Annotated in this window: 27 protein-coding genes; 21 read left to right on the top strand and 6 right to left on the bottom strand. The window is 47.4% G+C overall.

Annotation, left to right across the window (positions count from 1 at the left end):
• Positions 1-110: 110 nt before the first annotated feature.
• The 17 genes from LMG33818_RS10665 to LMG33818_RS10585 all read left to right on the top strand — a co-directional run bounded on the left by LMG33818_RS10665 (position 111) and on the right by LMG33818_RS10585 (position 14220).
• On the top strand, positions 111-1211 hold the full coding sequence (locus tag LMG33818_RS10665; RefSeq protein ID WP_442323376.1) for a hypothetical protein: 1101 nt from the start codon (positions 111-113) through the stop codon (positions 1209-1211).
• Positions 1204-3303: a type III secretion system export apparatus subunit SctV gene (sctV, locus tag LMG33818_RS10660; RefSeq protein WP_442323375.1), complete on the top strand. Its 2100-nt coding sequence runs from the start codon at positions 1204-1206 to the stop codon at positions 3301-3303. The genes LMG33818_RS10665 and sctV overlap by 8 nt, the downstream gene beginning before the upstream one ends.
• Positions 3281-3445, top strand: coding sequence for a hypothetical protein (locus LMG33818_RS10655; RefSeq protein WP_442323374.1), 165 nt, complete (start codon positions 3281-3283; stop codon positions 3443-3445). Before sctV ends, LMG33818_RS10655 begins: the two co-directional genes overlap by 23 nt.
• Complete coding sequence (locus LMG33818_RS10650) at positions 3438-4412, top strand: FHA domain-containing protein (protein ID WP_442323373.1); 975 nt, start codon at positions 3438-3440, stop codon at positions 4410-4412. The genes LMG33818_RS10655 and LMG33818_RS10650 overlap by 8 nt, the downstream gene beginning before the upstream one ends.
• Before the next feature lies 1 nt (position 4413).
• Complete coding sequence (locus LMG33818_RS10645; RefSeq protein ID WP_442323372.1) at positions 4414-5766, top strand: FliI/YscN family ATPase; 1353 nt, start codon at positions 4414-4416, stop codon at positions 5764-5766.
• A complete protein-coding gene (sctO, locus tag LMG33818_RS10640; RefSeq protein ID WP_442323371.1) occupies positions 5756-6169 on the top strand; it encodes a type III secretion system stalk subunit SctO in 414 nt (137 codons plus the stop codon). The genes LMG33818_RS10645 and sctO overlap by 11 nt, the downstream gene beginning before the upstream one ends.
• Entirely contained in the window at positions 6166-6804 is a 639-nt protein-coding gene (locus LMG33818_RS10635) for a hypothetical protein (protein WP_442323370.1), read from the top strand. Before sctO ends, LMG33818_RS10635 begins: the two co-directional genes overlap by 4 nt.
• A complete protein-coding gene (gene sctQ, locus LMG33818_RS10630; protein ID WP_442323369.1) occupies positions 6801-7898 on the top strand; it encodes a type III secretion system cytoplasmic ring protein SctQ in 1098 nt (365 codons plus the stop codon). Before LMG33818_RS10635 ends, sctQ begins: the two co-directional genes overlap by 4 nt.
• A 1-nt stretch (position 7899) precedes the next feature.
• Positions 7900-8550, top strand: a complete 651-nt coding sequence (gene sctR, locus LMG33818_RS10625) for a type III secretion system export apparatus subunit SctR (protein ID WP_442323368.1) — start codon at positions 7900-7902, stop codon at positions 8548-8550.
• Positions 8551-8559: 9 nt separating this feature from the next.
• Positions 8560-8820 (top strand): type III secretion system export apparatus subunit SctS, encoded by a 261-nt coding sequence (gene sctS / locus LMG33818_RS10620; RefSeq protein ID WP_442323367.1) that lies wholly within the window; start codon positions 8560-8562, stop codon positions 8818-8820.
• Positions 8821-8834: 14 nt separating this feature from the next.
• Complete coding sequence (gene sctT, locus LMG33818_RS10615; RefSeq protein ID WP_442323366.1) at positions 8835-9623, top strand: type III secretion system export apparatus subunit SctT; 789 nt, start codon at positions 8835-8837, stop codon at positions 9621-9623.
• Between the two features lie 27 nt (positions 9624-9650).
• Complete coding sequence (locus LMG33818_RS10610) at positions 9651-10754, top strand: EscU/YscU/HrcU family type III secretion system export apparatus switch protein (protein WP_442323365.1); 1104 nt, start codon at positions 9651-9653, stop codon at positions 10752-10754.
• A gap of 84 nt (positions 10755-10838) precedes the next feature.
• Positions 10839-11057, top strand: coding sequence for a hypothetical protein (locus LMG33818_RS10605; protein WP_442323364.1), 219 nt, complete (start codon positions 10839-10841; stop codon positions 11055-11057).
• A complete protein-coding gene (locus LMG33818_RS10600; protein ID WP_442323363.1) occupies positions 11041-11400 on the top strand; it encodes a hypothetical protein in 360 nt (119 codons plus the stop codon). The genes LMG33818_RS10605 and LMG33818_RS10600 overlap by 17 nt, the downstream gene beginning before the upstream one ends.
• A gap of 72 nt (positions 11401-11472) precedes the next feature.
• Complete coding sequence (gene sctC, locus LMG33818_RS10595) at positions 11473-13635, top strand: type III secretion system outer membrane ring subunit SctC (RefSeq protein WP_442323362.1); 2163 nt, start codon at positions 11473-11475, stop codon at positions 13633-13635.
• The gene (locus tag LMG33818_RS10590) at positions 13632-13847 is read left to right on the top strand and encodes a hypothetical protein (protein ID WP_442323361.1); all 216 of its coding nucleotides are present in this window, start codon (positions 13632-13634) and stop codon (positions 13845-13847) included. Before sctC ends, LMG33818_RS10590 begins: the two co-directional genes overlap by 4 nt.
• Positions 13848-13866: 19 nt before the next feature.
• A complete protein-coding gene (locus tag LMG33818_RS10585; protein ID WP_442323360.1) occupies positions 13867-14220 on the top strand; it encodes a hypothetical protein in 354 nt (117 codons plus the stop codon).
• On the opposite strand, the gene LMG33818_RS10580 is transcribed toward LMG33818_RS10585, so the two are convergent.
• The 4 genes from LMG33818_RS10580 to LMG33818_RS10565 all read right to left on the bottom strand — a co-directional run bounded on the left by LMG33818_RS10580 (position 14197) and on the right by LMG33818_RS10565 (position 19122).
• Positions 14197-14967 (bottom strand): RNA polymerase sigma factor, encoded by a 771-nt coding sequence (locus LMG33818_RS10580; protein WP_442323359.1) that lies wholly within the window; start codon positions 14965-14967, stop codon positions 14197-14199. The two genes, LMG33818_RS10585 and LMG33818_RS10580, sit on opposite strands and share 24 nt — an antisense overlap.
• A gap of 281 nt (positions 14968-15248) precedes the next feature.
• Positions 15249-16283 carry a hypothetical protein gene (locus LMG33818_RS10575; protein WP_442323358.1) on the bottom strand — a complete coding sequence of 345 codons (1035 nt, stop codon included), beginning with the start codon at positions 16281-16283 and terminating at the stop codon, positions 15249-15251.
• 545 nt (positions 16284-16828) lie between these two features.
• On the bottom strand, positions 16829-17590 hold the full coding sequence (locus tag LMG33818_RS10570; protein WP_442323357.1) for an SDR family oxidoreductase: 762 nt from the start codon (positions 17588-17590) through the stop codon (positions 16829-16831).
• Entirely contained in the window at positions 17590-19122 is a 1533-nt protein-coding gene (locus LMG33818_RS10565) for a leucyl aminopeptidase (protein WP_442323356.1), read from the bottom strand. The genes LMG33818_RS10570 and LMG33818_RS10565 overlap by 1 nt, the downstream gene beginning before the upstream one ends.
• 251 nt (positions 19123-19373) lie before the next feature.
• On the opposite strand from LMG33818_RS10565, the gene lptF (LMG33818_RS10560) reads away from it, so the two are divergent.
• The 3 genes from lptF (LMG33818_RS10560) to LMG33818_RS10550 all read left to right on the top strand — a co-directional run bounded on the left by lptF (LMG33818_RS10560) (position 19374) and on the right by LMG33818_RS10550 (position 22659).
• Entirely contained in the window at positions 19374-20474 is a 1101-nt protein-coding gene (gene lptF / locus LMG33818_RS10560; RefSeq protein ID WP_442323355.1) for an LPS export ABC transporter permease LptF, read from the top strand.
• Positions 20474-21544 carry an LPS export ABC transporter permease LptG gene (gene lptG / locus LMG33818_RS10555; RefSeq protein WP_442323354.1) on the top strand — a complete coding sequence of 357 codons (1071 nt, stop codon included), beginning with the start codon at positions 20474-20476 and terminating at the stop codon, positions 21542-21544. The genes lptF (LMG33818_RS10560) and lptG (LMG33818_RS10555) overlap by 1 nt, the downstream gene beginning before the upstream one ends.
• 290 nt (positions 21545-21834) lie before the next feature.
• The gene (locus LMG33818_RS10550; protein WP_442323353.1) at positions 21835-22659 is read left to right on the top strand and encodes a MotA/TolQ/ExbB proton channel family protein; all 825 of its coding nucleotides are present in this window, start codon (positions 21835-21837) and stop codon (positions 22657-22659) included.
• Positions 22660-23091: 432 nt separating this feature from the next.
• Here the strand turns inward: LMG33818_RS10550 and lptG (LMG33818_RS10545) are convergent, their stop codons facing one another.
• Positions 23092-24162 (bottom strand): LPS export ABC transporter permease LptG, encoded by a 1071-nt coding sequence (lptG, locus tag LMG33818_RS10545; RefSeq protein ID WP_442323352.1) that lies wholly within the window; start codon positions 24160-24162, stop codon positions 23092-23094.
• On the bottom strand, positions 24162-25232 hold the full coding sequence (lptF, locus tag LMG33818_RS10540; RefSeq protein ID WP_442323351.1) for an LPS export ABC transporter permease LptF: 1071 nt from the start codon (positions 25230-25232) through the stop codon (positions 24162-24164). The genes lptG (LMG33818_RS10545) and lptF (LMG33818_RS10540) overlap by 1 nt, the downstream gene beginning before the upstream one ends.
• On the opposite strand from lptF (LMG33818_RS10540), the gene LMG33818_RS10535 reads away from it, so the two are divergent.
• The gene (locus LMG33818_RS10535; protein ID WP_442323350.1) at positions 25232-25429 is read left to right on the top strand and encodes a hypothetical protein; all 198 of its coding nucleotides are present in this window, start codon (positions 25232-25234) and stop codon (positions 25427-25429) included. The two genes, lptF (LMG33818_RS10540) and LMG33818_RS10535, sit on opposite strands and share 1 nt — an antisense overlap.
• The last annotated feature ends 733 nt before the right edge of the window (positions 25430-26162 follow it).

Raw genomic sequence — 26162 nt, 5'->3', positions numbered from 1 at the left:
AAGTAGGACGTCATAAAAAAGACAAAAAGTATTAATAGGATGGAACCGTTCTTCCGATCAGAGGCACTAACATCTATTTAAGCCTGATCGATTTAATCGAAGGTGTTGCCATGGATTCTTTCTCATCTGCTCCAATGCCATTGAGTAGTGTACTTACACTCCACACCAGTCTTGTGGAGTCGGAATCCCTCGCGGCTTTACCAGAGGACGAAGCGGTGGGCAATGCCCTGCTCGGAGCGTGGGAGGCCGAATCTGCCATCGAGCCCGGTCGTATTCCGCGCACTTCCCTGGCACAGCGCGATATCAACATACTTCCCTCCAATCAGCCCCTTTCTCTTGGCCCTACCAGTGGGATCCAATTGGGACGCATGGGCTCTCGTAATCTGAAAACGTTGTCCAACAAGCTGAAGATAAAAATCAGTGCGGGTGCCAGTATTGATGAGCTTTTGGAAGAGACGGGTGGCGATGCCGCATTGCTGGCGGATGTGCTTGCACAAGAAGAGGGCGATGAAGAAGATCGTAAAAAGCGTCAGGCTTATTCGCGTCTACTTCTCTCTCAATATGGCTCGCAGGTCTCGTGCAATGATCTAGTAGAGAATCATGCACAAACATCTTCGCAGCAGGAACTTCGTGGTTTTTTCCATGACAAGCTATGGGGGGATGCCTCCTCCAAAAATCTTTTGGGGGCGATGATAAAGTTTTTGGGAGATAGCGGTTTGCCCACCGGCTTTAAAGAACTCCGACACGAACTCAACCGCAGGCTCGGTGAACAGTCGTTGGGTGCTCGACAAGCGTTATATAGCCAGCAGCTGGATTTTCTTGTCATCAGTACGTCTATTCGACTGGTAAATGCATGGCGTGGCTGTCATGAGTTAATCTCTTTCATGCAGATTAATGATAAACCCACTGCTTCGGCCCTCTTGCAACGTATTCTTGAGATGATCGATGAGGGATTGAGTGGAGATTCCATCAAGTCTCTCTACATTAGTATCGGGGGAAATCAGGGAGCCTATCGGCATCGCATGAGTATATTCAATTACCTGATTACGCTCTTTCGTCGTCTGCCACTAGTGATGTGGAAAACGGAATCCGATCGTCAGAATGATATGACAATGTTACTTACCGTCATGGGGTTACTGACGTCGAAGGTGCCGCGTAATGCCTTGCCAACATTGTCACAATCTGTAGCAAGAGGTATTACTCATGGGTGAATTATCATTGAAACTAAATGCACTCTTGAGAAACGTAGGAAAGCGTTCCGAATTGATTGCCGCCGGATTCGTTCTGGCCGTGGTCTTCATGATTATCATTCCCTTGCCGACCTGGCTACTGGATGCTCTGATTGCAATCAATATCTGTATTGCTTGCCTGATGATTACGATTTCTCTATTCCTTCCGAGGCCACTGGCCTTTTCCAGTTTTCCTTCCGTTTTGCTTCTTACCACCATGTTTCGCCTGGCACTCTCAATTTCGGCGACGCGATTGATTTTGCTTTATGCAGACGGTGGGGCGGTTATCAGTTCTTTTGGTCACTTTGTTGTACGCGGGAATCTGGCCGTCGGATTGGTCATTTTCCTTATTATTGCTGTTGTCAATTTCCTCGTCATCACCAAAGGGTCTGAGCGTGTGGCGGAGGTCTCCGCGCGTTTTACGCTAGACGGCATGCCGGGCAAACAGATGTCCATCGAAAGTGACCTGCGTGCAGGTCTGATCTCTCAGGAACAGGCGCGTGCCAAACGTGGAGAATTGGTAAAAGAGAGCCAGATGTTTGGTGCCATGGATGGGGCACTCAAGTTTGTCAAAGGGGATGCTATCGCTAGCCTCATCATTGTGGCGATCAATCTTATTGCTGGTCTTGCTATTGGTATGTTGCAAAAAGGAATGCCCATCACTGAAGCGCTTGCGGTTTATTCAGTGTTGAGTATTGGTGATGGCATGGTTTCCCAGATTCCGGCACTCCTTATTTCCCTGACAGCCGGTATGATCACGACACGCATAGCTCAGGATGAAGATGGCGAAGAAGGTGCTTCCAATGTAGGGCGTGATGTCATTTTGCAAATGAGCCGTGAACCACGTGCCTGGTTTGTGGCTGCCCTTGGTATGGTCGTATTTGCATTGATTCCTGGCATGCCTACTATCGTATTTCTTTTCATGAGTGCTCTGGCCGCCGTGGGAGGCTGGTATCAGTATCGGCACAAGGCCCGTGAAATGAATCAGCAGGAAGTGCTTCCGCCGGAAATCGCGCCTGCAGAGAATGGCTTTCAGGATATCAAGACGTTCGATCTTTCCAGAGAGTTGTTGGTGCAATTGCCTGCCAGCTATGCAGGGCAGGAAATTACAGCCCCTATCATGCAGGCGATACGAAAACGTCGTAATTTGATGGTGACCAGTATTGGGATGGTTATTCCCAACCTGAAAGTGGAATGTACTACAGCGCTGGAAGAGGATGAGCTGCGGTTTTGCATCCATGAAGTGCCTGTGATGAAGGCTACGTTAACCAACACAATGGTTGCATTGAGGAGAGGACCACTACCCGTTCAGCCCATGAGCTTCACCGAAGGTCGTGCCGACAGGGGGGAAAGCCACCTGATCTGGGTTCCTCAGGAAGATGCACTGGTCAGTCATGAAAACGTCGTTGTTTCTACCAGTGAAGAGATGATCGTGGATCGTGTTGAAGAAGTCATGTTCAGCAATGCATCGCGTTTCTTCGGTATGCGGGAAACAATGATAATTTCGAAATGGCTGGAAATGCAAAAGCCGGAGCTTGCTCAAGAGCTGCAACGTCTTATTCCACTTGCCCGGCTGTGTAGCATATTCCAGCGGTTGGTGAATGAGCGGATCCCTTTGCGGGCAACGCAATTGATTGCTGAAGCATTATGTGAGCATGGGCAATACGAAAAGGATGTAACAGCGCTGGCAGATTATGCACGTATTGCTCTGCGAGACCAGATCTTCGACTATTTTCAGCATGACGGTGTTCTTAACATTCATATTCTTAACTCAGAAACTGAAGAGCTTTTGAGAGAGTCATTGCGTCAGACACAAACGGGGACGTTCCTGCAGTTGGAGCATGAACATGCACTTAGGCTGACAAACCATCTTTCCAAAGTCTTTGGGGCTTCACGGAGACCCAAAAGTGTCCTCATGGTTGCGCAGGATATACGGGCTCCGTTGCGTGACCTGATTGCGGGTGATTTTAACCATGTGGCTGTCCTTTCCTTTGCTGAAATATCCAAGGTGACCCCAATTGAAGTAGTAGGCCGGATGGATATCACGAAAGATGAGCAAGCTCAAAGTGCATAAGGAAGGTAAGGTGGTTGCTAATACCATGGGTATGATGTCACACACTGTTATCTCTGGTATTTCGGGGGTATCCATCATTGAAAATGCCGTACCAACGGTTGTAACGACTACAGTGGTGGGGTCTTTGGCTATACATGTTTGAGCTAAGAATTCTGAGTGGTACTCATCAGGGGGCCATGTTGCCGCTGGTGGGAGAAAACTGGTCCATTGGCGCAGGCAAGGACGTTGATCTGGTCCTGTTTGATTCAGGCTTTGCTGCCAGCCAACTGTTTATATATTGGGCCAATCAATGGTGCTATGAAATGCAGGGCTCAGCCACTCTCCTGGATGGAGCCAAAAACAGTTTGCCCGGAGAAGGTGTAATAGAAACGGGTGTCCCGCTATGTGCCGGCGGGGTCTGGCTTTGCATTATGTCCGCCGATGCCGCATGGCCGGAAGAAGGGGCCATGACACACCTGACTTCGGCCAAAAGCAAAAGCGGGCCAATAAAACAAGGATTGCTGCCCTGGATGGAAGGGCGATTGTCCAGCGGGCGGGGGGTGTCAAAACCCGCATTTCTGAGCAGGATGAACGAGCGCACATTGTGGGTCACTATTGTGGCATCCCTCTTTGTGATTGCCATTCTCGGTATTTTGCTATGGAGTTTTTTTACCCGCGGACAAAGCGATTTTTCAAACAATGCCTATGAGAATGCAGCCTCTCCTGTGAGCAAGCTGACACTTTCTCCGGAAAATGCGGCTCAACATCTGGAATATATGCTGGCCGAGCGTGATATTGATCAATCTGTAAAGGTAAATAGAAAAGGAAATGATATTCAGCTAACCGGCTCGGTAGACGGCGAACAGCAGGGGATTCTTTCCCGCATGCTCACGACATTCAGCATGCAATATCATACTCCCGCACATATTGAGAATCGTACTACACCCATCAGCACCCGCCTGCCATTTGGTATTCGCCAGATTGTAGGCGGTTCAGATCCCCAAGTAGTGTTGGATACGGGGCATCGGATGTATCAGGGCGATACCTACAAGGGTGTGAAACTCGTCTCTGTCACTGCCAGTACAGTGAACTTCCAGAGCGGAGAACAACAATACGAGGTGCACTGGTAAAATGAATACAACACAACAGCGCCTGCGCACATGGAGAGAACGATGTCTTGAGCAAATAGGCAACGTTTCCCCATTGAAAACCTTTGGAAGGGTCCGTGAGGTTAACGGCATTCTGGTCAAGAGTAGTCTTCCTGGTGCCACTATTGGAGAGCTTTGCAAGATTGCGCTTCATGATGGTAAGCATGTGCTGGCAGAAGTCATCGGATTCAATCAACAAGAGGCCGTCCTGAGTGCACTCGGTGGAATAGAAGGCGTGCAGCTAGGGAATCTGGTAGAACCTCTGGGGCATGCCCATCGCGTGAGTGTCTCCGATGCATTGCTTGGAACTGTACTGGATGGTTTCGGGCGGCCTTTGGATGGTAACGGTGTCAGTGCCTTTGCCACACGCGCGGCAAAATCATCAGTGGATGTGATCAACGCCGTTCAGGTACCCAGTAGCCGTCCGCGTATTACTGAAAAGCTCCTCACAGGAATTCGGGCTTTGGATGGCCCCCTTACCTTGGGTAAAGGGCAGCGAGTCGGTATCTTCGCGGGCGCAGGATGTGGGAAAACGACGCTCATTGCCGAGATAGCTCGTAACGTTGATTGTGATGTCATTGTATTCGGGATGGTGGGGGAACGTGGTCGAGAACTTAGGGAGTTTCTTGATTACGAACTGGATGAAGCATTAAGAGCTAAATCCATCGTGGTATGTGCCACTTCTGATCGCTCCAGTATGGAACGTTCACGCGCCGCATTCACTGCAACTGCCATTGCAGAAGATTTTCGCCGCAGAGGCAAGCATGTCCTGTTACTGATTGATTCATTAACACGCTATGCCCGTGCCCAACGTGAAATCGGCCTTGCTGCAGGTGAGCCTCTTGGAAGAGGTGGACTCCCGCCGTCGGTCTACAGTATGTTGCCTCGCCTGTTGGAACGTGCGGGGCTGGATTCAAACGGTGCCATCAGTGCGATCTACACAGTGCTTATCGAACAGGATTCCATGAATGATCCCGTTGCCGATGAGGTGAGATCCTTGATTGATGGACATATCGTTCTTTCGCGGAAATTGGCAGATCAAGGACATTACCCGGCTATCAACGTGCTTGGCAGTCTATCGAGAACCCAAAGTAACGTCGCCGATGACGCGCATTTGACCGTGGCGTACCGGTTGCGGCAATTGCTATCGGCCTACGAAGATGTGGAATTGATGGTTAAGCTGGGAGAATACCGCCCTGGTCATCAGCCCCTGACAGACCTTGCTGTCAATAGTCGTAGTGATGTCATGGCTTTTTTGCGGCAGGCTTCTCGGGCTCCCAGCCCTCTTGAAAATACACTGCACCAGCTATCGGAGTTGACCGCCAATGTTCAATGATGAATTGACCGCACTTCATTCAATTCGCCAGTTTCGTGAACGGCAGACTCAGCGTCAGTGTAATCTTGCACAGATGCATTTGGATGAGTTGAAAAAGAAAATAGTAAACTCTCAACAACAGCTTTTAGCGGCTCACGAACAGTGTATGCACAAACGGGAAGACCTGGAACAATCGTTCGTTGGTAGGCCCATGGCCGCTGATAACCTGCGTGAATGGAACAGGTTGGAACAGTCACTGATCAATGACGTCAATCATTCCCATGATATTTTGAATCAATTGAAAGATCATCGCGGTAGGTTGTCCGAAGCGCTTGAATCTGCCAATGCACTGTTGAAAAAGCAGAAAAAAAGCGTCGAAAAAATATCAGAATTACAAAAGCTGATGAGCGAGGATGGATTATGAAAAATTCATCCATCCCTGTGGCATCCACTCATCAGTCTGTAGTCCATGACTCTCATGACCATAAACATCCGTCTTCAGCCCCGCAAAGGAGGGGATTGTCACAGTATAATGAGGTTTCCTCTCGTCGTGGTTCTTTACGGTCGCGCATTGATCTTCCTGCTGGATCTGAGGTGCGCGGGAGTAATGAAAAAGCATGTCATACCGCTGCTGATAATGTGATCAATGATGCTCTGGTCAATGATGGTTTTATTTTCAATGCAATTTTGTCAGAAGCAAGTGAAACTGGATCACATCATGCGACTGAACATGTTTCTCCCGAGAGTTTTGCCTTGTTCACCGCGCAAAACGAGCCAATGGTAGAAATTGCATCCTCTTTGGCGGATGTACTTGGTCCCGAGTTATTGGCTGAAAATTTTGCTGAATTCTCTGTTGATATCCTATTGCCCAAATTTGGTCGGGTGCGCGTCAGGTCGCGAAAACAGGCATCGAGCAGACATTTACAATTGACCGCTGAGAAGGAATCGACTCATTTCTTGTTGAAGCAATATGCAAACGAATGTAAAGAGCGATTGAGTAATGATCTGGAAGAGAACGTGTCTCTTACCATACAAAAAAGTGAATTTGACCTGTCATGACTATCACCCCGCTTGCGTTCGAGAATGTTTCTACGCTGGAACAACAGGCCAGAACATTATTGGGAAAAGGTAGGAAAGCCAATGTCGCTCAGGGGGAGATGTCCATTCTGCTGGAGCCTGTTGCCAATGAGATCCAGGCTACGCATGATGTTCCTTTTCTGTGGCAGATTCGCCAGGGTGTCATTCAATTAAGTAACGCCAGTCCCTTGTTAGGGATGGTGAGTGAGTGCCCAGTGACACTTGGGGACTCGTTGCCTGATGACTCGGATTGGTTTTGGGGTGTTTACAATGCCTTTCTTGATGCGCAGGTTAAATCACTTTTTGGCGATATAAGGCCTGCGTCCGTGGCGGATATCTTCGCCTCTCCCATCAAGTTAACGTTGACGATTACCCGCGAAGGGCGGAGTGTCGATGGACTTCTTGAAATGGATTGCAACACCCTTGTCAGCCTGCTATCCGAGGGAAACTGGGAAACGATTTCAACTTCACTGCCTGATGATTTTGCTCTTCGGTTACCCGTTATCATTGGCAAAGTTGCATTATCGGAAAAGAATCTTCAGTCGCTCAAGACAGGTGATTTAATCTGTCCTCAAACATTGTATTTTGATACCAGTGGCGTTGGACATCTCGTCGCTGAAAGGCAATTTTTACATGTTCGTTTTAGCGATACGGGGACGTCGTTAGTGATTATCGACCAGAGAGAACACGACATGAATACGCAACAGCCAGCGGGGTCAGTCAACATTCCTGAAACAGGTCATACTGACCGGATGACAGGGCAGGAAACAACGTACGATGAATCGTCGTTTGCTGATGGCCTATCCAATGAAATAAACAGCGTGGAACACGATGCAGGACAGGCACCTCAACCTTTTGATGATCTGATATTACCGCTGACTGTCCGTTGTGGTTCTCTTGAGCTGACATTAGAGGAATTGAAAAATCTGCAGGTAGGTAATGTACTGACGTTGGAGGGTGTGACACCGGGGGAGGCCACTCTTTACTATGGTGAACGCCCATTGGCCTCGGGGGAACTTGTCAGTGTAGATGGCAGGCTTGGATTGCAGATTCGGCAGCTGGATTCAGGGGATTAGTGTGCAGGATACCAATGTTATTGCACTGCTTGCCATTCTTGCAGCAGGGTCACTGATCCCTCTTCTAATGATCGTTAGTACTTCGTTTCTCAAGATATCCATCGTGCTTATGATGGCTCGAAGTGCATTGGGAGTTCAGCAGGTTCCGCCCAATATGGCCATCTACAGTGTGGCTCTGGCGGCGACTATTTTCGTAATGGCACCGGTAGGGTATGCGATATCCAATAATTTCCAGCATACGCCTATTGATACGACTCAGCCAGGGGCTCAAATCGAGCAGCAGCTGGAACATAATCTATCCCCTCTGACTGATTTCATGCAGCGCAATACGACGCCAGACATGATTGCGCATATGCACGCCATGGCTCAGCGAATGTGGCCCCCCACAATGACGCAACACATGCGTCAGAACAGTGTATTTATTATTTTACCTTCCTTTGTTCTATCGGAACTACAGAAAGGCTTCGAAGCAGGCTTTTTGGTCTATATCCCGTTTACAGTTATTGACCTGATTGTATCCAATTTATTATTGGCGCTGGGTATGCAGATGGTGTCACCAATGACAATTTCGCTTCCGCTGAAGGTTCTTTTGTTTGTTATGGTCAGTGGGTGGACACATTTGCTGGATAGCCTGTTCTATTCCTATCATTAGGAGAAGGAAATGGATCCATTAGCAATCTTCAAGCATGGCATGGTACTGGTCATTCTATTGTGTGCAGCACCTCTTCTTGCTGCAGTAGTAAGCGGCGTATTGGTTTCCCTCATTCAGGGCATGATGTCCATTCAGGATACGACACTGCCGTTTTGTATCAAGCTACTGGCCGTCAGTATTACGTTAGCGATTACCGCGAGATGGATGGGGATTGAGCTGATGCAATTTGCGAGTAATTCATTCGATCAGATGAGTTACCTGCAAGGCTAAAGGGAATCGCTACCATGCTGCAGCTGGATTACAATTTTATATTGGCTATTGGTATCGGCATGGCGCGTCTGTTCCCCTGTTTCATACTGATACCCGCATTCAGTTTCGAGTATATAAAAGGATTGCCTCGTTACGGCATTATTTTCGCTCTGGCGTTGCTCCCGGCGCCAGGCATTCGGCACTACATCATCATGCAGCATCTTGACCTTGTTTCATTGGGCGGCCTCGCTATCAAGGAACTATTGCTGGGTACGATGCTGGGTATTTTCCTTTCCATGCCTTTCTGGCTGTTCGAATCGGTAGGAGCATTATTTGATAGCCAGCGCGGCGCCCTGATGGGGGGGCAAATCAATCCCAATTATGGCCCCAGCGATACTCCCAGTGGTCGTACCTTTAGGGACCTGACGGTCTATTTGATGGTGATTGGACTTGGTTTTTATGGCATCGTCCGACTGATATGGGATAGTTATCAGTTATGGCCAGCAACGTTATGGTTTCCTCATATTGCGCCTGGTGGCTATGATCAGTTTCTGGATGTGCTGAATACAACTTTGCATGACATGATCCTTTATGCCGCTCCATTTGTGACTCTTCTGATATTCATCGATTTTGGCATGGGTGTGATGAATATCTTTGCTTCCCAACTCAATGTATTTGTACTTTCCAGCCCTTTGAAAAGCGTTATTGGTTTTGTGATTCTGGTGTTATATCTTCCGACCCTCACTGGCTTGATCACTCAGCGTATTAGTGAGATGCAGAATCTTCCCTATTTTCTGTCGCATATCATTGGTATTCACCCATGATCGCTCTGATGAACGGAGGCACTGGACATGGCAGATGACGGTACAGGCGAAAAGACAGAAAAAGCAACGCCTAAAAAGCTTCGGGAGGAGCGCAAAAAAGGGCAAGTCGCGCAGAGTCAGGATATCCCCAAATTATTTATTCTCATGGGGCTGGGTGAAGTCGCTCTGGATATGTCGGCTACCAGCCTTAAACATTTCAATGCCATGTTGTTGGATCCCATACAAAACATGAATGGCTCTTTTGCACATGCATTGGATTCGGTGACAACGACGCTCGTCCATAATGTCCTTTATTTCATGCTGATCACGGCGGCTGTTGCTGTTATTTTGCGCTTGGCAGGGGGGTGGATCCAATTCGGTTTTCTATTTTCAACAGAAAGTCTAAAACCCAATTTCAAAAAGCTTGATCCTGTTACCAACATTAAGGAAAAGTTTTCCACTAAAGCATTGATCACGATGCTGCTGAATGTAGTAAAAGTGACGTTCATTGCCTGCATTGTTTATATCATGCTAGTGCCACTTATCCCCGGTTTATTCAACTTGACCCACACGAACGTATACGGTTTTTGGGAAGGGTCCATGTCAGTTTTTAGACATGTGCTTTATGCAACGTTCGCTGTACTGATTCTTCTGTCTTTTGCCGATCTGAAAATTCAGCGGGCGCTCTTCGCCAAAAAAATGAAAATGAGTATTCAGGACATCAAGAGGGAAATGAAAGATACCAATGGTAATCCTGAGACATTATATGCGCAGAGTAGATTCAGGCAGGAAATATTAAACACGCCTCCCCCGACGAAAACAGAGAATGTTGAAAATGCTGATATGCTTGTGGTTAACCCTACCCATGTGGCTGTAGCACTTTCCTACAAGCCTGAGGAAATACCCCTGCCAGTGATTATCGGAAAAGGGGAAGAGGCGGGTGCCCTCGAAATGATCGCAGAGGCTAAAAAAAGAAATATTCCTGTATTGCAAAGCATTCGACTGGCACGCGCTATGTATCCCGCCAATGTAGGAGAGACCATCCCACGCGAAACATTGCGTGGTGTGGCAACGCTCTACAAGATACTTCGAGAGCTTGAAGATTCACTGGGCGATGATATATACGAAGTGTCCGACAAACTGGTAAGTTGAAAAAAATTATTTTATTGGAACCAAATAGCAGAAATTGGCACTATCACTTAGGCAGAGGTCTTTTCTTTATTATCGGGGGTTAAAATGTTTCCGGATACCAAGATCGAAAAAAAAATGGACAATCGTCTTGATGACATGATGGAGCAAATGGACGAGGCTGCACTAACAAATAATGGCACACCTCAGGATGCTCTTTTTTTCGATCAATTGGTTCGAAAAAGTGCAGGGGCTGAGTTTGCAGTCACGACTCAGATTGAGGCATCGCACAACATTGCTGGCAAGGTCATTGACTCCATCTCCTGATATTTCTCGCCAACTGCTCGATCATCTGGAGAACCTGGGCACGCAAGATGTAGAGCTTACGTGTGATGGGTTACCTGTGGTCTTCTGTCAATCCGATAAAGGGATTGTCTTGCATGCGGGAACAGGGGTAGACAGCGAAGGCGATCGGATCGATAGAGTGCTTGGTCAGTTCAGCCATGTTGTCATTCCGCTGAAAATAATTCCCTGTATCAATCCGGATGATAATTGTTGGTGGTTGTTACGGTATGTGGAACCGCAACGCCGGTCAGAATTGATTTCCGTTCTTGGCAGGATTCTTGATGTCAGGGATGAATTCAAGCGTTGGCTATCCAATAATGAATAATGCGGGAATCATGTTTTGATCAAAGTAGGTAACAACAACAGAATGCTGGATTTAGTGGGCAGATACCATTCGATGGGAAGATTCACACGCGTCAAATGGTTGGCGATTATATCCCTCTTCATATTGGGGAGTGTACTTGCATCCGCGCCTTCCTATGGTGATGTGCCCGATGCCTGGCATGATACGCCGTATGAATACAATGCTTCCAATACGCCTCTGCATGATGTATTGAATGATTTTGCACAGACATTCGGGGTAACGTTACGCGCCAGCGGCAATCTATCGGAAAGCGTGAATGGAAACTTTCAGGCCGACAATGCCGTTGATGTTCTGAATCGCCTGGCGACTCAATATCAGTTGCAGTGGTATGTCTATAATAATGTTCTTTATATCAGCCCTCTATCAGCGGCCACTTCGTCAAGAATAAAGGTTTCATCCCAAACCATGTCCAACTTCCGGCAGGCCATGTCCGATATTGGCTTGTACGATCACAATTTTGGTTGGGGGGAGCTTCCTGATGATAATGTGGTGCTGGTGACTGGGCCTCCCAGCTATATTTCCCAGATTCAGCACTTTGCGAATGAGGGGAACACTACTGATAATTCTGCGTCTGATGACGCCAACAAGCGAATCATGGTGTTCCCGCTTCATTATGCGCAGGCAGGTGACAGAATTATCAGCTATCGACAACAGACACTGACTATCCCTGGGATGGCCAGTATTCTGAATGCACTTCTCAATCCGGATGAAGACAGGCCCATTCAGTACAGTAACCTTACCGACAACGGTAATAAGTCAGGAATGAATACTATCCCTTCTTCTACAACGCTGAATTCCATGCGTAATTCGCTTGCGAACGAGGAAAGTCCTGACGACCAACAGGAATTGAGTAATATCAATGCGCAAATGGACGCAATTCCTGTGACTGCTGATATCCGTGATAATGCTGTGTTGATTTATGACGATCCTGCACGTCGCCCCTTTTACCAAAGGGTCATCAATCAATTGGATGTCCCCCGTGACCTCATCAATATCAATGCCGTCATTGTAGATATTGATAGAAATCAGATGGGCGCACTGTCATCTGATTGGCAAGTCAGTAGTGGTAACAGCGCGCTTGGCAGTGACATGATTCCCGCAGGCGCCAGTTCTACGGTTTTCATTCAGAATTACGATAACTTCTTTGCACGGCTGAGAGCTTTGGAAGGGGAGGGTGAAGCTCGTATTATCGCGAATCCGTCTATCATGACGCTTGATAATCAGGCAGCTGTCATTGATCTAAGCAAGACGGATTACATTACGGCAACAGGTGAGCGTGTAGCCGATATCCTGCCTGTGACGGCGGGCACAATGTTGAAGGTAGTGCCTCATGTCATCATGCCCAATACGAAACAAGTGATCGATCATCACAGAAATGCCATACAGCTTGATGTTAATGTTGAGGATGGGAGTTTGCAGAACTCATCCATCAATTCCGGAACACCTGAAGTCAGTGATGCCAATGTGGATACCCAAGCGGTAATAGGGGAAAAACGCTCCCTGGTGATTGGAGGGTTTCAGGCTGAAGAAGATACGCATCGTCGTAGACGCGTTCCGATATTGGGTTATATTCCCATTCTTGGTAATTTACTTTTTTCTTCCAATGAAAGTACGGCCGACAATCGTGTTCGCCTCTTTATACTCACTCCCAGTATTGTAGGCACCCAGGTTGATCCGAGCCAGTATCTGCCACCCTCCGAGCGTTGGGGAGTCAATCATATGATGGATGAAATCGCTCAGCGTCAGCAAGGCGATGTTATCCAGCGTAACAAATTGCGTACCGTGATGCCTGAGTTCGCAGCAGGTTGGGTGCCACAAGGCTTTAGTAATAGGGTTCCCACGGCAGCTGAAGAGAACACATGTCGTTCAACCAATGTGTTCGATGTTCAACGTCAACGTGTTGAATATTACAGGGGGCCGGATTTTGATATGGAAGTATTCGCTGTCAGAAACAAAACAGACCATCAGCAACGCTTCTCCGAGGTGAACTGTTTTGGGCCAATGACGTTGGCAGTTTCAGCATGGCCACATATTTGGGTAGATGGACATGCAGAAACAGAGGTATTTGTGGCTTTGCGCCATCATCAGCCCTTGCCTCCGGGCATGCATGTCAGACCTACTCTGCTTACGAATGAGGGGCAGGTCAATACTCCCCTGAATACCACTATTTCTAATCATGGCGGGAGTGGCTCATGAGATACATAAAGGGATGTCTTGCGGCCACCCTATTGGTGACAATTTCCATGATTTTGAATGGGTGTGCTTCAGCACCTCAATGCACTGCTCTTGAGTGTCATGATCCACATAATACAGCCAACTCCATGGTGATCTGGTGGGCTCCCTCCATGTCAACCCAACAGCAAGCCAAACAATCCACCGATTGGGATCGAGTCTATGTGCCTCATTAATGTGGCGGAGCAGTAAGAAATGCTGTACCGGGTTGATAATCAGGCACAATTCATTGATAAGGCAGAACGAGGTATACGGGTTCTATGGTCGCCTTCGGCAGCCATAGAGCTTTCCTGTTTGGGGGATTTGCAATTTAGAATGAAGCTGTATCAACGACACTACCCTTCGTTGTTAGCAGTAGAGATGGCCAAGGAGATCTTTCAACAGTCCAATGATATACATGATTGTCTACTGACCATGGATGATCAGAATAACATTGTGATTCACAATGTTATTCATGAGCAGAAAAAAGGAGAAGGCTGTATAAATGAATTTATACAGCATGGTTACAAGTTATTATCAGCCGCTTTACACCGGATTGATGCGTTGTAGGTCCCGTAGCTTTTCACGGGCTCGTGAAAGTCGTGATCTCACTGTGCCAACAGCAATATTTAATTTTTCTGCTGTTTCATAATAATTGTCATCACTGTCAAGCCGGGTCTCAATTATTTCCTTCATGTTTTTAGGCATTTTCTCAAGCTGCTTTCTTATTTTTTCAAATTCCTGAGTTTGCTCAACAATGTCTGAAGGATTATAAAATTCCAAGCATGGGTCTGAGTTATAGAGGATCTCATTAATATCATCGATATTTTCAGTAATATGCTTTCGACGTTCTTTTATATATTTTTTTATGATATTGCAAGCAATCCCGCACATCCACGTCTCAGGTTTTGAATTACCTTCAAAACGATCCTTGCAGCGCCATGCTTCCATGTAAGTCTGCTGGATAATATCCTCAGCATCGTCATTGTGGTTTATTTTTCTGCGAATCGTGTTTTCAAGCTTACTGCAACCACAGGACAAAAACTTATCCAGTAGTAGACGATTCTTTCGTTGTATATTTTCAATTTCAAGGTGTGCATCCGTTGGTACTTGGGGAGCATTTTCCCCACGATCCTGAGTCTTTGTCTTATTTTTATGTGGTCGGTATATAATAACGTTTGGTATATATAATAGCGATATTGTTCGATATATAGAACAATTATTATTTGAGGGACAAATGGAGTTGAATTGGTAATTTCCTAACCATAATATGGAGTGCGTTTTATTCTTATTTTTAGTTAAGTCTTGTAGCAACATCTACATATCCTCTCTCTTATCTTCAATCTTATGTCAATCCAGAGTGTGTGTTGAATGCAGGTGTTATTCCCTTTTTTAATTTTATCTTAATGTTAACGATAGCGAATAAATATGAGTATGGCTAGCTTTTTAAAAAGTAATGCATCATTAAAATTAATGATACTGAACAAAGGTTAAGGTTTTGTAACAAAGGATTACTGATGAAAAAAAGGATAGGAATAAACGAGAAGGGGGCTCTATATATTAGAGCCCCTATCAAGTCATCGCAGAACTAGTGATATTTATACACTGGTATTCGAAGTGCCAATGCCACTAATGCTTTCAAGCTGCTCGATTTGCTGCATAATGTTTTGCATTTCCTGCTCGAGCGAAGCTATTTGAGAGGATTGTGTGCCAGCACTTGAGCCGGTAGACGTTGTGGTCGATGTAGTCGTTGTTGTGCTGGTATTGTTAGCAGGTGTATTGGATGTGTTATCGCTGTTGAGATAAGGATCAACGCTTGTCGTGCCGCCATTGGCAATATCGTAAGAAACCTGTTGTAGCTGCTTATTGGCCTGTGAGATTTTCTCGTTGATCTGATTTTTGTCCTGCTGATTGGCTGATTGCTGCACTGATGAGTTGTTGAACCCTCCATCCGCGGCAAATTCCAGATTGCCAAGTCCGGATTTTCCATCTGCACCTGCAACGTCATGTGTCTCAACCGCTGACCATACACCAGGGTGATTCAGATAGTATTGTGCCGCTTGTTGTACATCCTTAGGCACTGAACCGCCTTTATTATCTGCCATGTTTTGTAGATCACTGGTGTCAAAAACGTCTTGCCCTTTACCCTGTAGATATGACAGCAATGTTTGACTGGTAGACTGAATGGAAGGGCTTTGATTGGTGCCTACATTATTTAGTTGGGTCTGTAGTCCTTGAAGTTCTTTCAGCAGGGAACTCTGCTCATTTTCCTGTGCCTGTAGCTGTGCTGATGAACCCTCTAGCCCACCATGTGCAGCCCAATCCAAATTGGATAAACTGGAAAGATTATCCTTCTGATTGGGAACGTCATGCTGCTCAATAGCGCTCCATACCGGGGCATTATCCGAATTGCTCAAAAATGAAGCCGCTTGTTGAATGTCTTTGGGGACATTGCCACCTTTATTGGCAGCAAGGTCTTTCAAATCATTCAGAGTAAAAGTCGATTGTCCCTTGCCTTCGAAATAGCCTTCGAGTTGGCGGCTGGCACTTTCAGTTGTTTCTTGTGAGCCACTTGTGTCAGCAGCAGATGAATATCCTACTCCGGAATAGTTGGAGGAAATCGAGTCAACCATAATGCCTCTCCCAGTCAATATAAATGTACAAGTTAAGTAGAGTTGAAAGAATCAAAGCTGCATGACTTGAATCATTCGAGATCGGGTTTTCAAGGGTCGATCTCGAGTAGAATTTTTTGTTTACATGGAATGAGTTACCAATTGTTGCAAATGGGTTCCAAATTTTTTTCTCCAGAATGAAGAAATACGGATTGGTTCGGGTATCAATTGATTTTGGAGGTAACACGCGAACGAATATCGGAGACGATCCGTTTGTTTTTACTCTTTTGCCATAATGGGGATTGGGGAGGGGTATCTTTGCCAGAGATGTCAATGGATGGCCGTTTCGGGTTCCCAACCTTAACTTGTCGGTATAAAGGTTTGATGGAGAACGGAGTAAAAGATTCAGGCGAAGTGAAAAGGCTCAAGAGGGAGGCGAAAGAGGGCAGAAGTGACTTATTGAATAGGCGTATCGGAGAAGAGAGCAGAGGGGCAAAACAAGCCTCTTTTATAAAACCATCAAAAAGAGTACCTGTTTGCCCAGATCAGCCAGAATAGAATGTCAGCTATACGCCTCCATCAATATCGAGTACCGCGCCGGTTGCAAATGAAGCTTCCGCAGAGGCCAACCATAGTATGCCATTGGCGATTTCCTCGGCCTTTCCCGCTCTTCCCATGGGAATGCGTTGCGCTGATAGACTGGGTTTGTCAGGGTTGCCACCAGAGGCATGAATCTCTGTTTCAATGACACCGGGGCGCAGGGTGTTAACCCTGATGCCCTCTGCAGCCACTTCCTTTGCCAGCCCTTCACTGAAGGTGTCGATTGCACCTTTTGAGGCCGCATAATCGACGTACTCATTGGAGCCACCACGATGTGCTGCGGCCGACGAGATATTCACGATAGCGCCGCCGTTGCCTCCATGATGCGTCGACATGCGCTTTACGGCTTCACGTGCACACACCATGGGGCCTACAACATTGATGCGCATCATGCGTTCAATACGTTGATAACTCATTTCATCAACACGGCTTTTGTTATCAACGATACCGGCATTGTTGACCAACACATCCAGTCGACCAAAATGGTGATCGATGGTTGAGAATAGTCTCAGAATATCTTCCTCCAGACTAACATCAGCCTGTACGGCCAATGCTATTCCTCCGGATTGAGTAATTTCTTCAACGATAGCCTGTGCTTTTTCAGCCTGTGAGCGGTAGTTAATCACAACTGCATACCCGCGCATGCCAGCAAGATGCGCTGTTGCTGCACCGATGCCCCGTGAGGCACCGGTGATGAGGATAACAGGGTGATCTGTGACAGTAGACATTAGACCTCCTCCAATGGGCCGAGTTGATCTTCATCCAGCGATTCAGCTTCACGATCGAAAAGATATTGCGTGAGCAGGCCTACCGGACGGCCTGTGGCTCCCTTGCGGCCATTCCATGCGGTTGCCGCCACGTCCAAGTGTGCCCAGGGGTATTCGGTTGCGAAGCGGGAGAGAAAGCACGCTGCGGTGATCGAGCCTGCAGCGCGCCCGCCGATGTTGGCGAGATCGGCGAAGTCGGAATCCAGTAGAGACTGATATTCATCCCACAGGGGCAGCTGCCATGCACGATCCCATGATTCATCGGCCGCTTCGAGCAATGCTTCCGCCAGTTCATCATCATTGCTGAAGAGGCCGGATGCCTGACTACCCAAGGCAATGACAACGGCTCCCGTGAGTGTGGCAATATCGACCACGCTGGCAGGTTTGAAACGCTCGGCATAGGTGAGCGCATCGCTAAGTACCAAGCGACCTTCTGCGTCCGTATTCAACACCTCCACAGTCAGCCCCTTAAGGGTACGGATAACATCACCCGGTTTGAGAGCATTTCCATCCGGCATGTTTTCGGCAGAAGCAATAATGCCTACCACATTAATACGTGGTTTGATTTCCAATAGAGTCTTGAAGGTGCCCATGACGCTCGCTGCACCGCCCATGTCATAGCGCATTTCATCCATGCTGGCACTGGGTTTGATGGAAATGCCGCCAGTGTCGAAGGTAATACCTTTACCTACCAGGACGTGAGGGGCTTCTTCCGGGGATGCGCCATTGTATTCCATCACGATCAAACGTGAGGGTTCTGTTGATCCTTTGCCCACTGCCAATAGGGCGCCGGCACCCAGTTCCTCCAGAGCTTCTTCATCCAGTATGGTGACTTTCAAATCACCGGACCGCCCGAGGGAAACAGCTTCATTTGCCAGATAAGTGGGCGTCAGGATGTTGGAAGGCAGGTTGGCAAGCTCGCGTGCGTAATTGATGCCGTGACCGACACCGGCGCCCAAGGCCAGGCTGGCTTCTATACGTTTTTCATCCAAAGAGCTATCAATCAGCAGTGTCAGCGATTTAAGTGCTATCGCTGCGGGAGGCTGGCTCTTTCCTGCGGTATAGCGATATGTGGCCTTCAACGCTGATTCAGCGCTGAGCCGTGCCTGCCACTCTGGCTCACGATCATCCAATAGAGGATCAGTCAGCTCAGCGGCGATTTCCTTGACGGAAAGTTGGCTTGCCGCTGTGAAAGCACTGGTAAAGGCTTCACGCAATTTGGGTTCGGAAAACGAGTCAACATCCCCCAGTCCTATCAACAACAGCCTTTCGGCACTGATTCCTTTGGGTTCGGGAAGGAGCAGCGTTTGGCCCACCTCTGCCTTGAAATCTCCCTGTTCGATCAAACGTGTCAATAACCCGTCCAGAGCTGAATCGATTTTTTGAAAGCTGTCGGTTTGGCGCGGATTTTCCGAGTGCTGCTTGAAAACAGGAAGCAGAAGACAGGGGGTAGAGAAAGAGACGGGTTCAGAGGCGCGGGCTTGAAATTGCATGGAAACTCCTGTGTTTATTATCAATAAATCAAATCTCGTGCAGCATTTCTCTCTTTAAAGACAAGTATGCGTTGTTGCACGATAATATGCATTATGGTGGTGGCTTTGAGGGGGAGATGCAATGTAGTACACCACATTCATGTTTCCGCACGCTTTTTTCTGTGGTGCGAACTTATATGACATAATGATCTCAAACCTGATAATGATTCAAAAAATCACAGGCTTGCAGGTAGCAGATTGATACCTGATGCATGCTTTTTTTGCCTCCCGGAGACGGAGACCTTACGTTGGTCGTTTTTCGTTATTTGATTCGTGAAATTCTGATTACCATGCTGGCCGTCGCATTCGTGCTGTTGCTTATCATCATGGGCAGCCGATTTATTCGCTATTTCGCACAGGCGGCCGCAGGGCAACTCCCAGTGAGTCTGGTAGGTGATCTCATGTTGTTTCACTTACCCAGTTTCGTGCAGCTCATCATGCCGCTGGCTTTCTTCCTCGGGTTCCTGATGGCGTATGGCCAACTGTACATGAGCAGTGAAATGACCGTACTTCAGGCATGCGGTTACAGTCCTTCCAAATTATTGAGTATATCGCTTTGGCCGGGGATTATAGCTGCAATCCTTGTGGGGATGTGCTCGCTTTGGTTGACTCCGGCGGGCTTGTCGGCCAGTGCAAAGGCGCTTGATAACCAAAAATCCCATTTGGATTTCAGTGTGCTGACACCGGGGCGTTTTCAAAATATTGGGCACCGCACGGTGTATGCCTCTCATCTTGCGGATAACAACACTCGATTACAGCAGGTTTTTATCAGTGAAGATCATGACGGTGAACAGATTCTGACCCGTGCTGACGAAGGCTATCAGTTCACCGACCCCCACACTCATAGCCGATACCTCCAGCTAAGCAATGGCATCCGCTACGTCATTACCCCGGGGAGTGAGGTGGCGCAGAAGTTAAGCTTTGGTTCTTACGCATTTCTGGTACAGACACCGCAATCTTCCTATGAGCTGAATGCACCGGAAATGCTTCCGACGACCACGTTGCTTGCTACCCATGATGACGATGCACTTGGACAGTTGGAATTCCGCATCAGCCTGGCGCTGATGATCCCCATTTTAGCGGTATTGGCGATGTCACTATCGAAAGTGAATCCGCGGCACGGACGTTTTGCCAAGTTGCTCCCAGCGATTGTTCTTTTTGTTATTTACCTTAGCTTGTTGATCGCTGCACAAAACATGATGCATAACGGAAAGCTCTCGCCCATGATTGGGGTCTGGCCCATCCATATCGTGTTTCTAGCGCTGGGTGTGTGGCTGTTACGCAAAACGTTTGGTAAGCAGAGGGTACGTTGATGTTCAGTATTTTTGATCGCTACGTTGCGCGTAATGTACTGGCGGCAATGTTCATAACTGAATTTACCCTGTTGGTGCTGGATTTTGCGCTTTCCTATCTGGCTGAACTAAATCACCTGCAAGGGGATTACGGGACACTACAGGCCTTTGTTTATCAGTGTATGCGGCTTCCCTGGCGAACCTACGAATATGCACCCTTGGCAGTACTACTGGGCGGCCTCTTGGGTATTGGCAGTATGGCCAGCAGCAATGAGCTGACTGCAATGCGCGCAGCCGGTACCTCTATCTTTCGCCTGACGATTTCGATCCTGAAGCCTTTACTGGTTGTTATTGTACTGGTCATGGCGCTGGGACAATGGGTTGTCCCCAGAACAGAGCAATATGCTCAGGTCTATCAGGTCGAAAAAATGCAGCAGGGCCGAAATGCTTCGGTGATTCATGGCACCTGGCAGATCGATGGTAATACCTTTTATCGCATCGGGGCGGTTCAGTCTGACAACAGCCTGGTGGGCGTGGCTCGTTATGAATATCAGGGGAAAAGCCTGGTATCAGCCAGTTATGCGGATTTTGCTTACTGGAACCCGGAAACACATGACTGGACATTGCAGAATATCCGCGGTACCCGATTTACAAACGATGATCACACGCAATCTTTCCAACTTCAAAGTAGCCATTGGGAAACCCATTTTGATCCATCCTTTTTGAAGTTGGTGACACAGGATGTAGATACCCAACCCATTACGTCCTTGTGGGAATATGCACGCTATCAGGACAACCAGGGTATCAACAGTAATTCCACCTGGCTGGCCTTCTGGCAAAAGGTTCTTCAGCCCCTCGCGTTCATGGGACTGATGTTAATTGCGGCATCATTTGTCTTTGGTCCATTGCGTTCGAAAGCGGCGGGTACACGTATTTTCATGGGGATTGTTGTCGGGCTCTGTTTCAAGTATTTACAGGACTTGCTTTCACCCGCTTCATTGATTTTCGGCTTTTCGCCGTTGTGGGCTGTTTTGGTGCCGATTATCCTGTGCTACGTCGCTGGGCTCTATTTGTTGCGTCGCGGAGGGTAGCGCACCCGTGTTTAGCATGCCATTGGGTAAATGGAAATATAAAGGGTAAAGAGAAGCTGAAGATTTGGTATTTTAATCTTGGGAGAACTGTTTTTATTTACCTTGGTGAAGGTATAGTATCGTTATCAGGATTAAAACAATCCTGTCTTTGTTATGAGACAGTCGTTGGATATAAACGTTGTTGGAAGCTAGGAGTTGTCACTGCTGAATTGCCATCAGCGCCAATGAGTGAGCCCTCTGCCAGACGCATATCGACGTGGTCACTCTCTTGATAAACCCGGGAATGAATGATGGACGAACACAACAATAACGGCGCGTCTTCTACCAGTCAGGCGCCTTCTACTGATCAACAGCAGGTGCAAACACAATCACCTGCGCATGATGCCCATACAGTCGAGCCTGCAAGTCCCAACATGATGGGGCAGTCTTTGCTGGCGAGCCCTGCCGCCAACTATGTGGTTCCTGCTGTGTTGTGGGTATTGGTAGCCTTTGTAATCATTAGTTGGGCGATGTTGTTGATCAAAGGGCTCCAGTTTGGGCGCTTCCAGGCACAGCGCAAACGTTTCCTCAAGCAGTTCTGGGCATCTGATAGCCTGCTGGAAGGTGAGAGCTCGCTGGATGTAAATGCTGGTGCTGTCGTCACCCTTGCCCGCACTGGTTTTGATGTTATTACTGGCCGTGACCTGACTCAGCACAATAGCGCGCTAGTAGGTCAGGTCAATCGTGGCGAACGCTTGGTGCGTAGTCTGCGACGTCAAATGCAGCTGCAAAAACGTTCTCTGGAAAGTGGCCTTGCGATCCTGGCCAGTATTGGTAGTACAGCTCCGTTCATAGGCCTTTTTGGGACTGTATGGGGGATTATGGAGGCTCTGGTGCACATTGGTGAAACAGGGCAGGCTGACCTTGGGAGTGTTGCAGGTCCAATTGGTCATGCACTGATTGCTACTGGCGTTGGTATTGCAGCGGCGGTCCCCGCTGTTTTGATATACAACTACTTTATTCGGCGCTTGAAAATCGCCTCTGGTGATATGGAGAATTTCTCTGAGGAGTTCTATCGTCTATCGCAGGAGGTGGGCTTCCATTTGGATGGCACTAAAGCACAGCCGAAGCAGTGATTATTCCTATGGAAGGTGAAAGTCCACGATGGGAAGCATCTCTCGTTTCACGATAACCAAAATAGCTACTAAAACGGTGGCTGGTAAAAACTACGGCTGATAAAACTACGGTTACTCAACTCACATTTGCTTGAGCTCCAGTGACTCGCACCACAGCTACTCGAGCTGATTCACCTGATTAAAAAGCAGCGCTCATGGTTTTACCGTGTCGCTGCTTTTTTAGTATGTGTCAATGAAAGAGGTGCATGTAACCAGAAACCAGCTCTTCTTATAACAGGGCGTTGTTGCGCAGTTAAGCGATAGTTGGCGCTCTGCATGCGGGCTCATTATCAGCAACATGTATTCATAAGGAGTATGAAGGAGGACAGTGGGCTATACAGGAGAAAAAACAAGGAAGAGGATAACCCTCTTCCTTCGTTGGTCTTTGATGAGCTATTTATTTTTACTGAATAGATACAGCCCTAACAACGTGCATAACACTATTGGCAAAAGCACGGCCAATACGGGAAGAATTCCATACAGCAGCGAGAGCGGAGCCATAATCTGTTGTAGATAGTGAATACACAGGCCGATCACAACCCCGATGAAAATACGTGTACTGGCTGACTTGGAACGTAGCGGACCAAAAACAAACGATGCCGCCATCAACATAAGACTGATGAAGGAGAGCGGTTGTAAAATTTTCTGCCACATATAAAGGCTGGTCGTACTACTACTTGTATGTTGATCACGTTGATAGTGTGCCAGATCCCACAGGCTGCTGATCGATTGTGTTTGAGGATCAATAAGCATGCGTGACAACAATGTCGGTGTAAGATCTGTTTGCCAGAGCATGGTATCGGTATGACTTGGCGAGACACTGTCATTGTTGAAGTTTGTGCGTTGGACGTTGTGCAAAATCCATTGGCGCTGCTGATGATCATATGTACCAGACTGAGCAGTATCTGCCTCTATCAGCCTTGTACCGTCAAATTCGTAGCGGACAATACCCAATAACGTACCATTCGATCGGATGGCATCAAAATGGTAAGCGTTGCCGTGATCCAACTGCCATAATCCGTTGTCTGTCGAATCAACTTCTTGTCCCTGTTGTTGTTTTGTAGCACGGTAATCCTGTGCCGCTTGCTCGGAAGAGGGAATAACCCACTGCCCCATCGCCATGACGAGAAGGCTAATAACCAACAAGGGTTTTATTGCTGAGAAAGTCAGCCTGGCAATCGAACATCCTGCCGCCCGCATGGCTGTTAGCTCGTTGGATGCCGCCATGTTTCCCAGCCCTATTAAAGCGCCGAGCAAAACAGAAAGGGGAGCGAACTGATATATACGCCAGGGAATACGCAGACATTGATAAATGAAAGAAGCACCCACGCCATAATTCCCCTGAATTCCCCCCAGCTTGTTAATAAAGATAATGCCGAAGTATAAAGCGACCAGAATAATTTCAGTAATCAGCGTCGCAGCGACGACATTGCGTGCGACATAGCGATCGAACCTGTTGAACATCAGCGTTTACCTCTTGTCCCGTAAGTTCGATAAGCGAGCCATAATCCCAGCAATAAAAAGAGGATATGTACTGGCCATACACCAATCATGGCGGGGAGTTTGCCGGACTGTACAGTATCCTTTGCGGCAATGATCAGGCTGACATACACAATATAGAGCAGAAGGGCGGGCAAGAGTTTCGCGAAGCGGCCCTGCCGGGGATTGAGACGTGAGAGAGAAATTCCCAGAAGGGCAAGAATCGGTACCATCAGTACAAGGCTGATACGATACTGAATTTCACCAATGGCTTGACTACCACCCTCTGTTAATAGACTGCCTGTTGACATCTGTTCCGGGCCTGCATCGCTATCAACCGCCGTGTTGCGCTGGATGATACGGTAGTAGTGATCAAACGAGGATACCTCCGCATTGCCCTGACCAGGCGTAACCTTGTATTCAAATCCGTTGGAGAGTCTGAGATAGCGATTGCCCTGCTGCGAATCAGTAAATTGGGAGCCGGTTTCGGCACGGATGACAGATGATGTTTTACCCGGCTGAGTATCGAGCACATAAATATTCTGAATTTGAGTGCCATGATTGGTCATTTTCGATACATAAACCGTTCTATGATGCCCGATATCCTGAAAACGCCCCGGTGTTATCACACTGAAATCCAGTCGTGAACTTTGTGTATTCATACTGACGGCATTGTTGTGCAATCCAATAGGTGTTAACCATAAGGAGCAGGCAGCCACGATGAGGGCGGTTATCATACCCGGCCATAACGCATAGCTGAGCAGCTTCATTGGACTGAAGCCGCAAGCCTGCATCACGATCATTTCATAATTCAGATATAACTGACCATAGGCCATCAGATAACCCAGAAAGAAGGCCATGGGGAGAATCAACTGAAGAAAGCTGGGCACCTGATACAGCATCAGCGTGCTCACAAGGTTGATCGGGAAGTCACCATCGGCGGCATCGTTGATATACCCAATAAATTGATTCCCCATGATGACCAGCAACAAAACGGCTGCAATGGCCCCCATGGTGATCAGGATTTCCCGAATCAAATAGCGAAAGATGATCAATGCGTGTTCCTGTTTACAAGCGTTACACGAGTTCTACTCAAGCAGCCTTTTTCATGGTTGCCTTGTGTTTGGACGTTGACCACGAACGTCTCATATTGTTCGACATACCTTCATCCATACTTCTGGGTGGGCAGCGTTTCCAGCTGGAAAACGCGACCGGAGTGCCTCATTTTCAGACACTCTTTAACCTGAATTGAACCGATATTGTGCAAAAAAGATGAATGAGTGAGTAAAGAGGAAAGTTTTCACTCGATACGTACTCTATTATGCCATTTTAGTTGGCATGAAGGGGAGACAGCATTGTCTGACACGTTTTTTTCTTTGTTCACCTGCCATTTCTTTAACAGATTTACCCTTTATATCACGAATATTCGCCGGTTATAGGCACATCAAACTCATTGGTTGGGCGGAATTCGTAAATTTATGTAAATTGATCGCATTTTGGGGGAGGAATCGTGGATGAAACTCTGCTATCATATGCGCCCTATAAATTTACGGCAGAATTTTTTCGTTCGAGATCTGTTCAAATCTGTGGTTAGCGTGTTGGAATATACATACAATATTGTATGTTCCGTGATGCTTTTTCATTGGGTTGTTTAGCGGTTTGCAATAGTCTTCTTGGCTGAATGCTGCCTCAATCCTGTTCGTCAGGGTTCGATTACCACAGTAACATCGCAAATAGTATTCAAAGACATGCTGTTTTCTTTTGGTATATAATGCGATGATACCGTAATGAGTTGGTGACCATACGCTCCCGTATCAACAGCGGGGCGGGCCTAAAATCGCTCGACTTGCTATCGGCAGTCTCTCGAATGGATATGCTGAGGTACGTTATGGTCAGGTGCCAATTTTGGTCATGTATGTTTTGCCAAACGTTTACACCTGCATGAAGGTAATTGACCGACGCTAAGCGTGGGGTGATGAGTTGTC

The sequence above is a fragment of the Cernens ardua genome, assembly GCF_051251085.1.
GTDB lineage: Bacteria > Pseudomonadota > Gammaproteobacteria > Pseudomonadales > Halomonadaceae > Cernens > Cernens ardua.
Note: the sequence above shows the minus strand (reverse complement) of the source record. Positions and strands in the feature narration are given on the sequence as shown.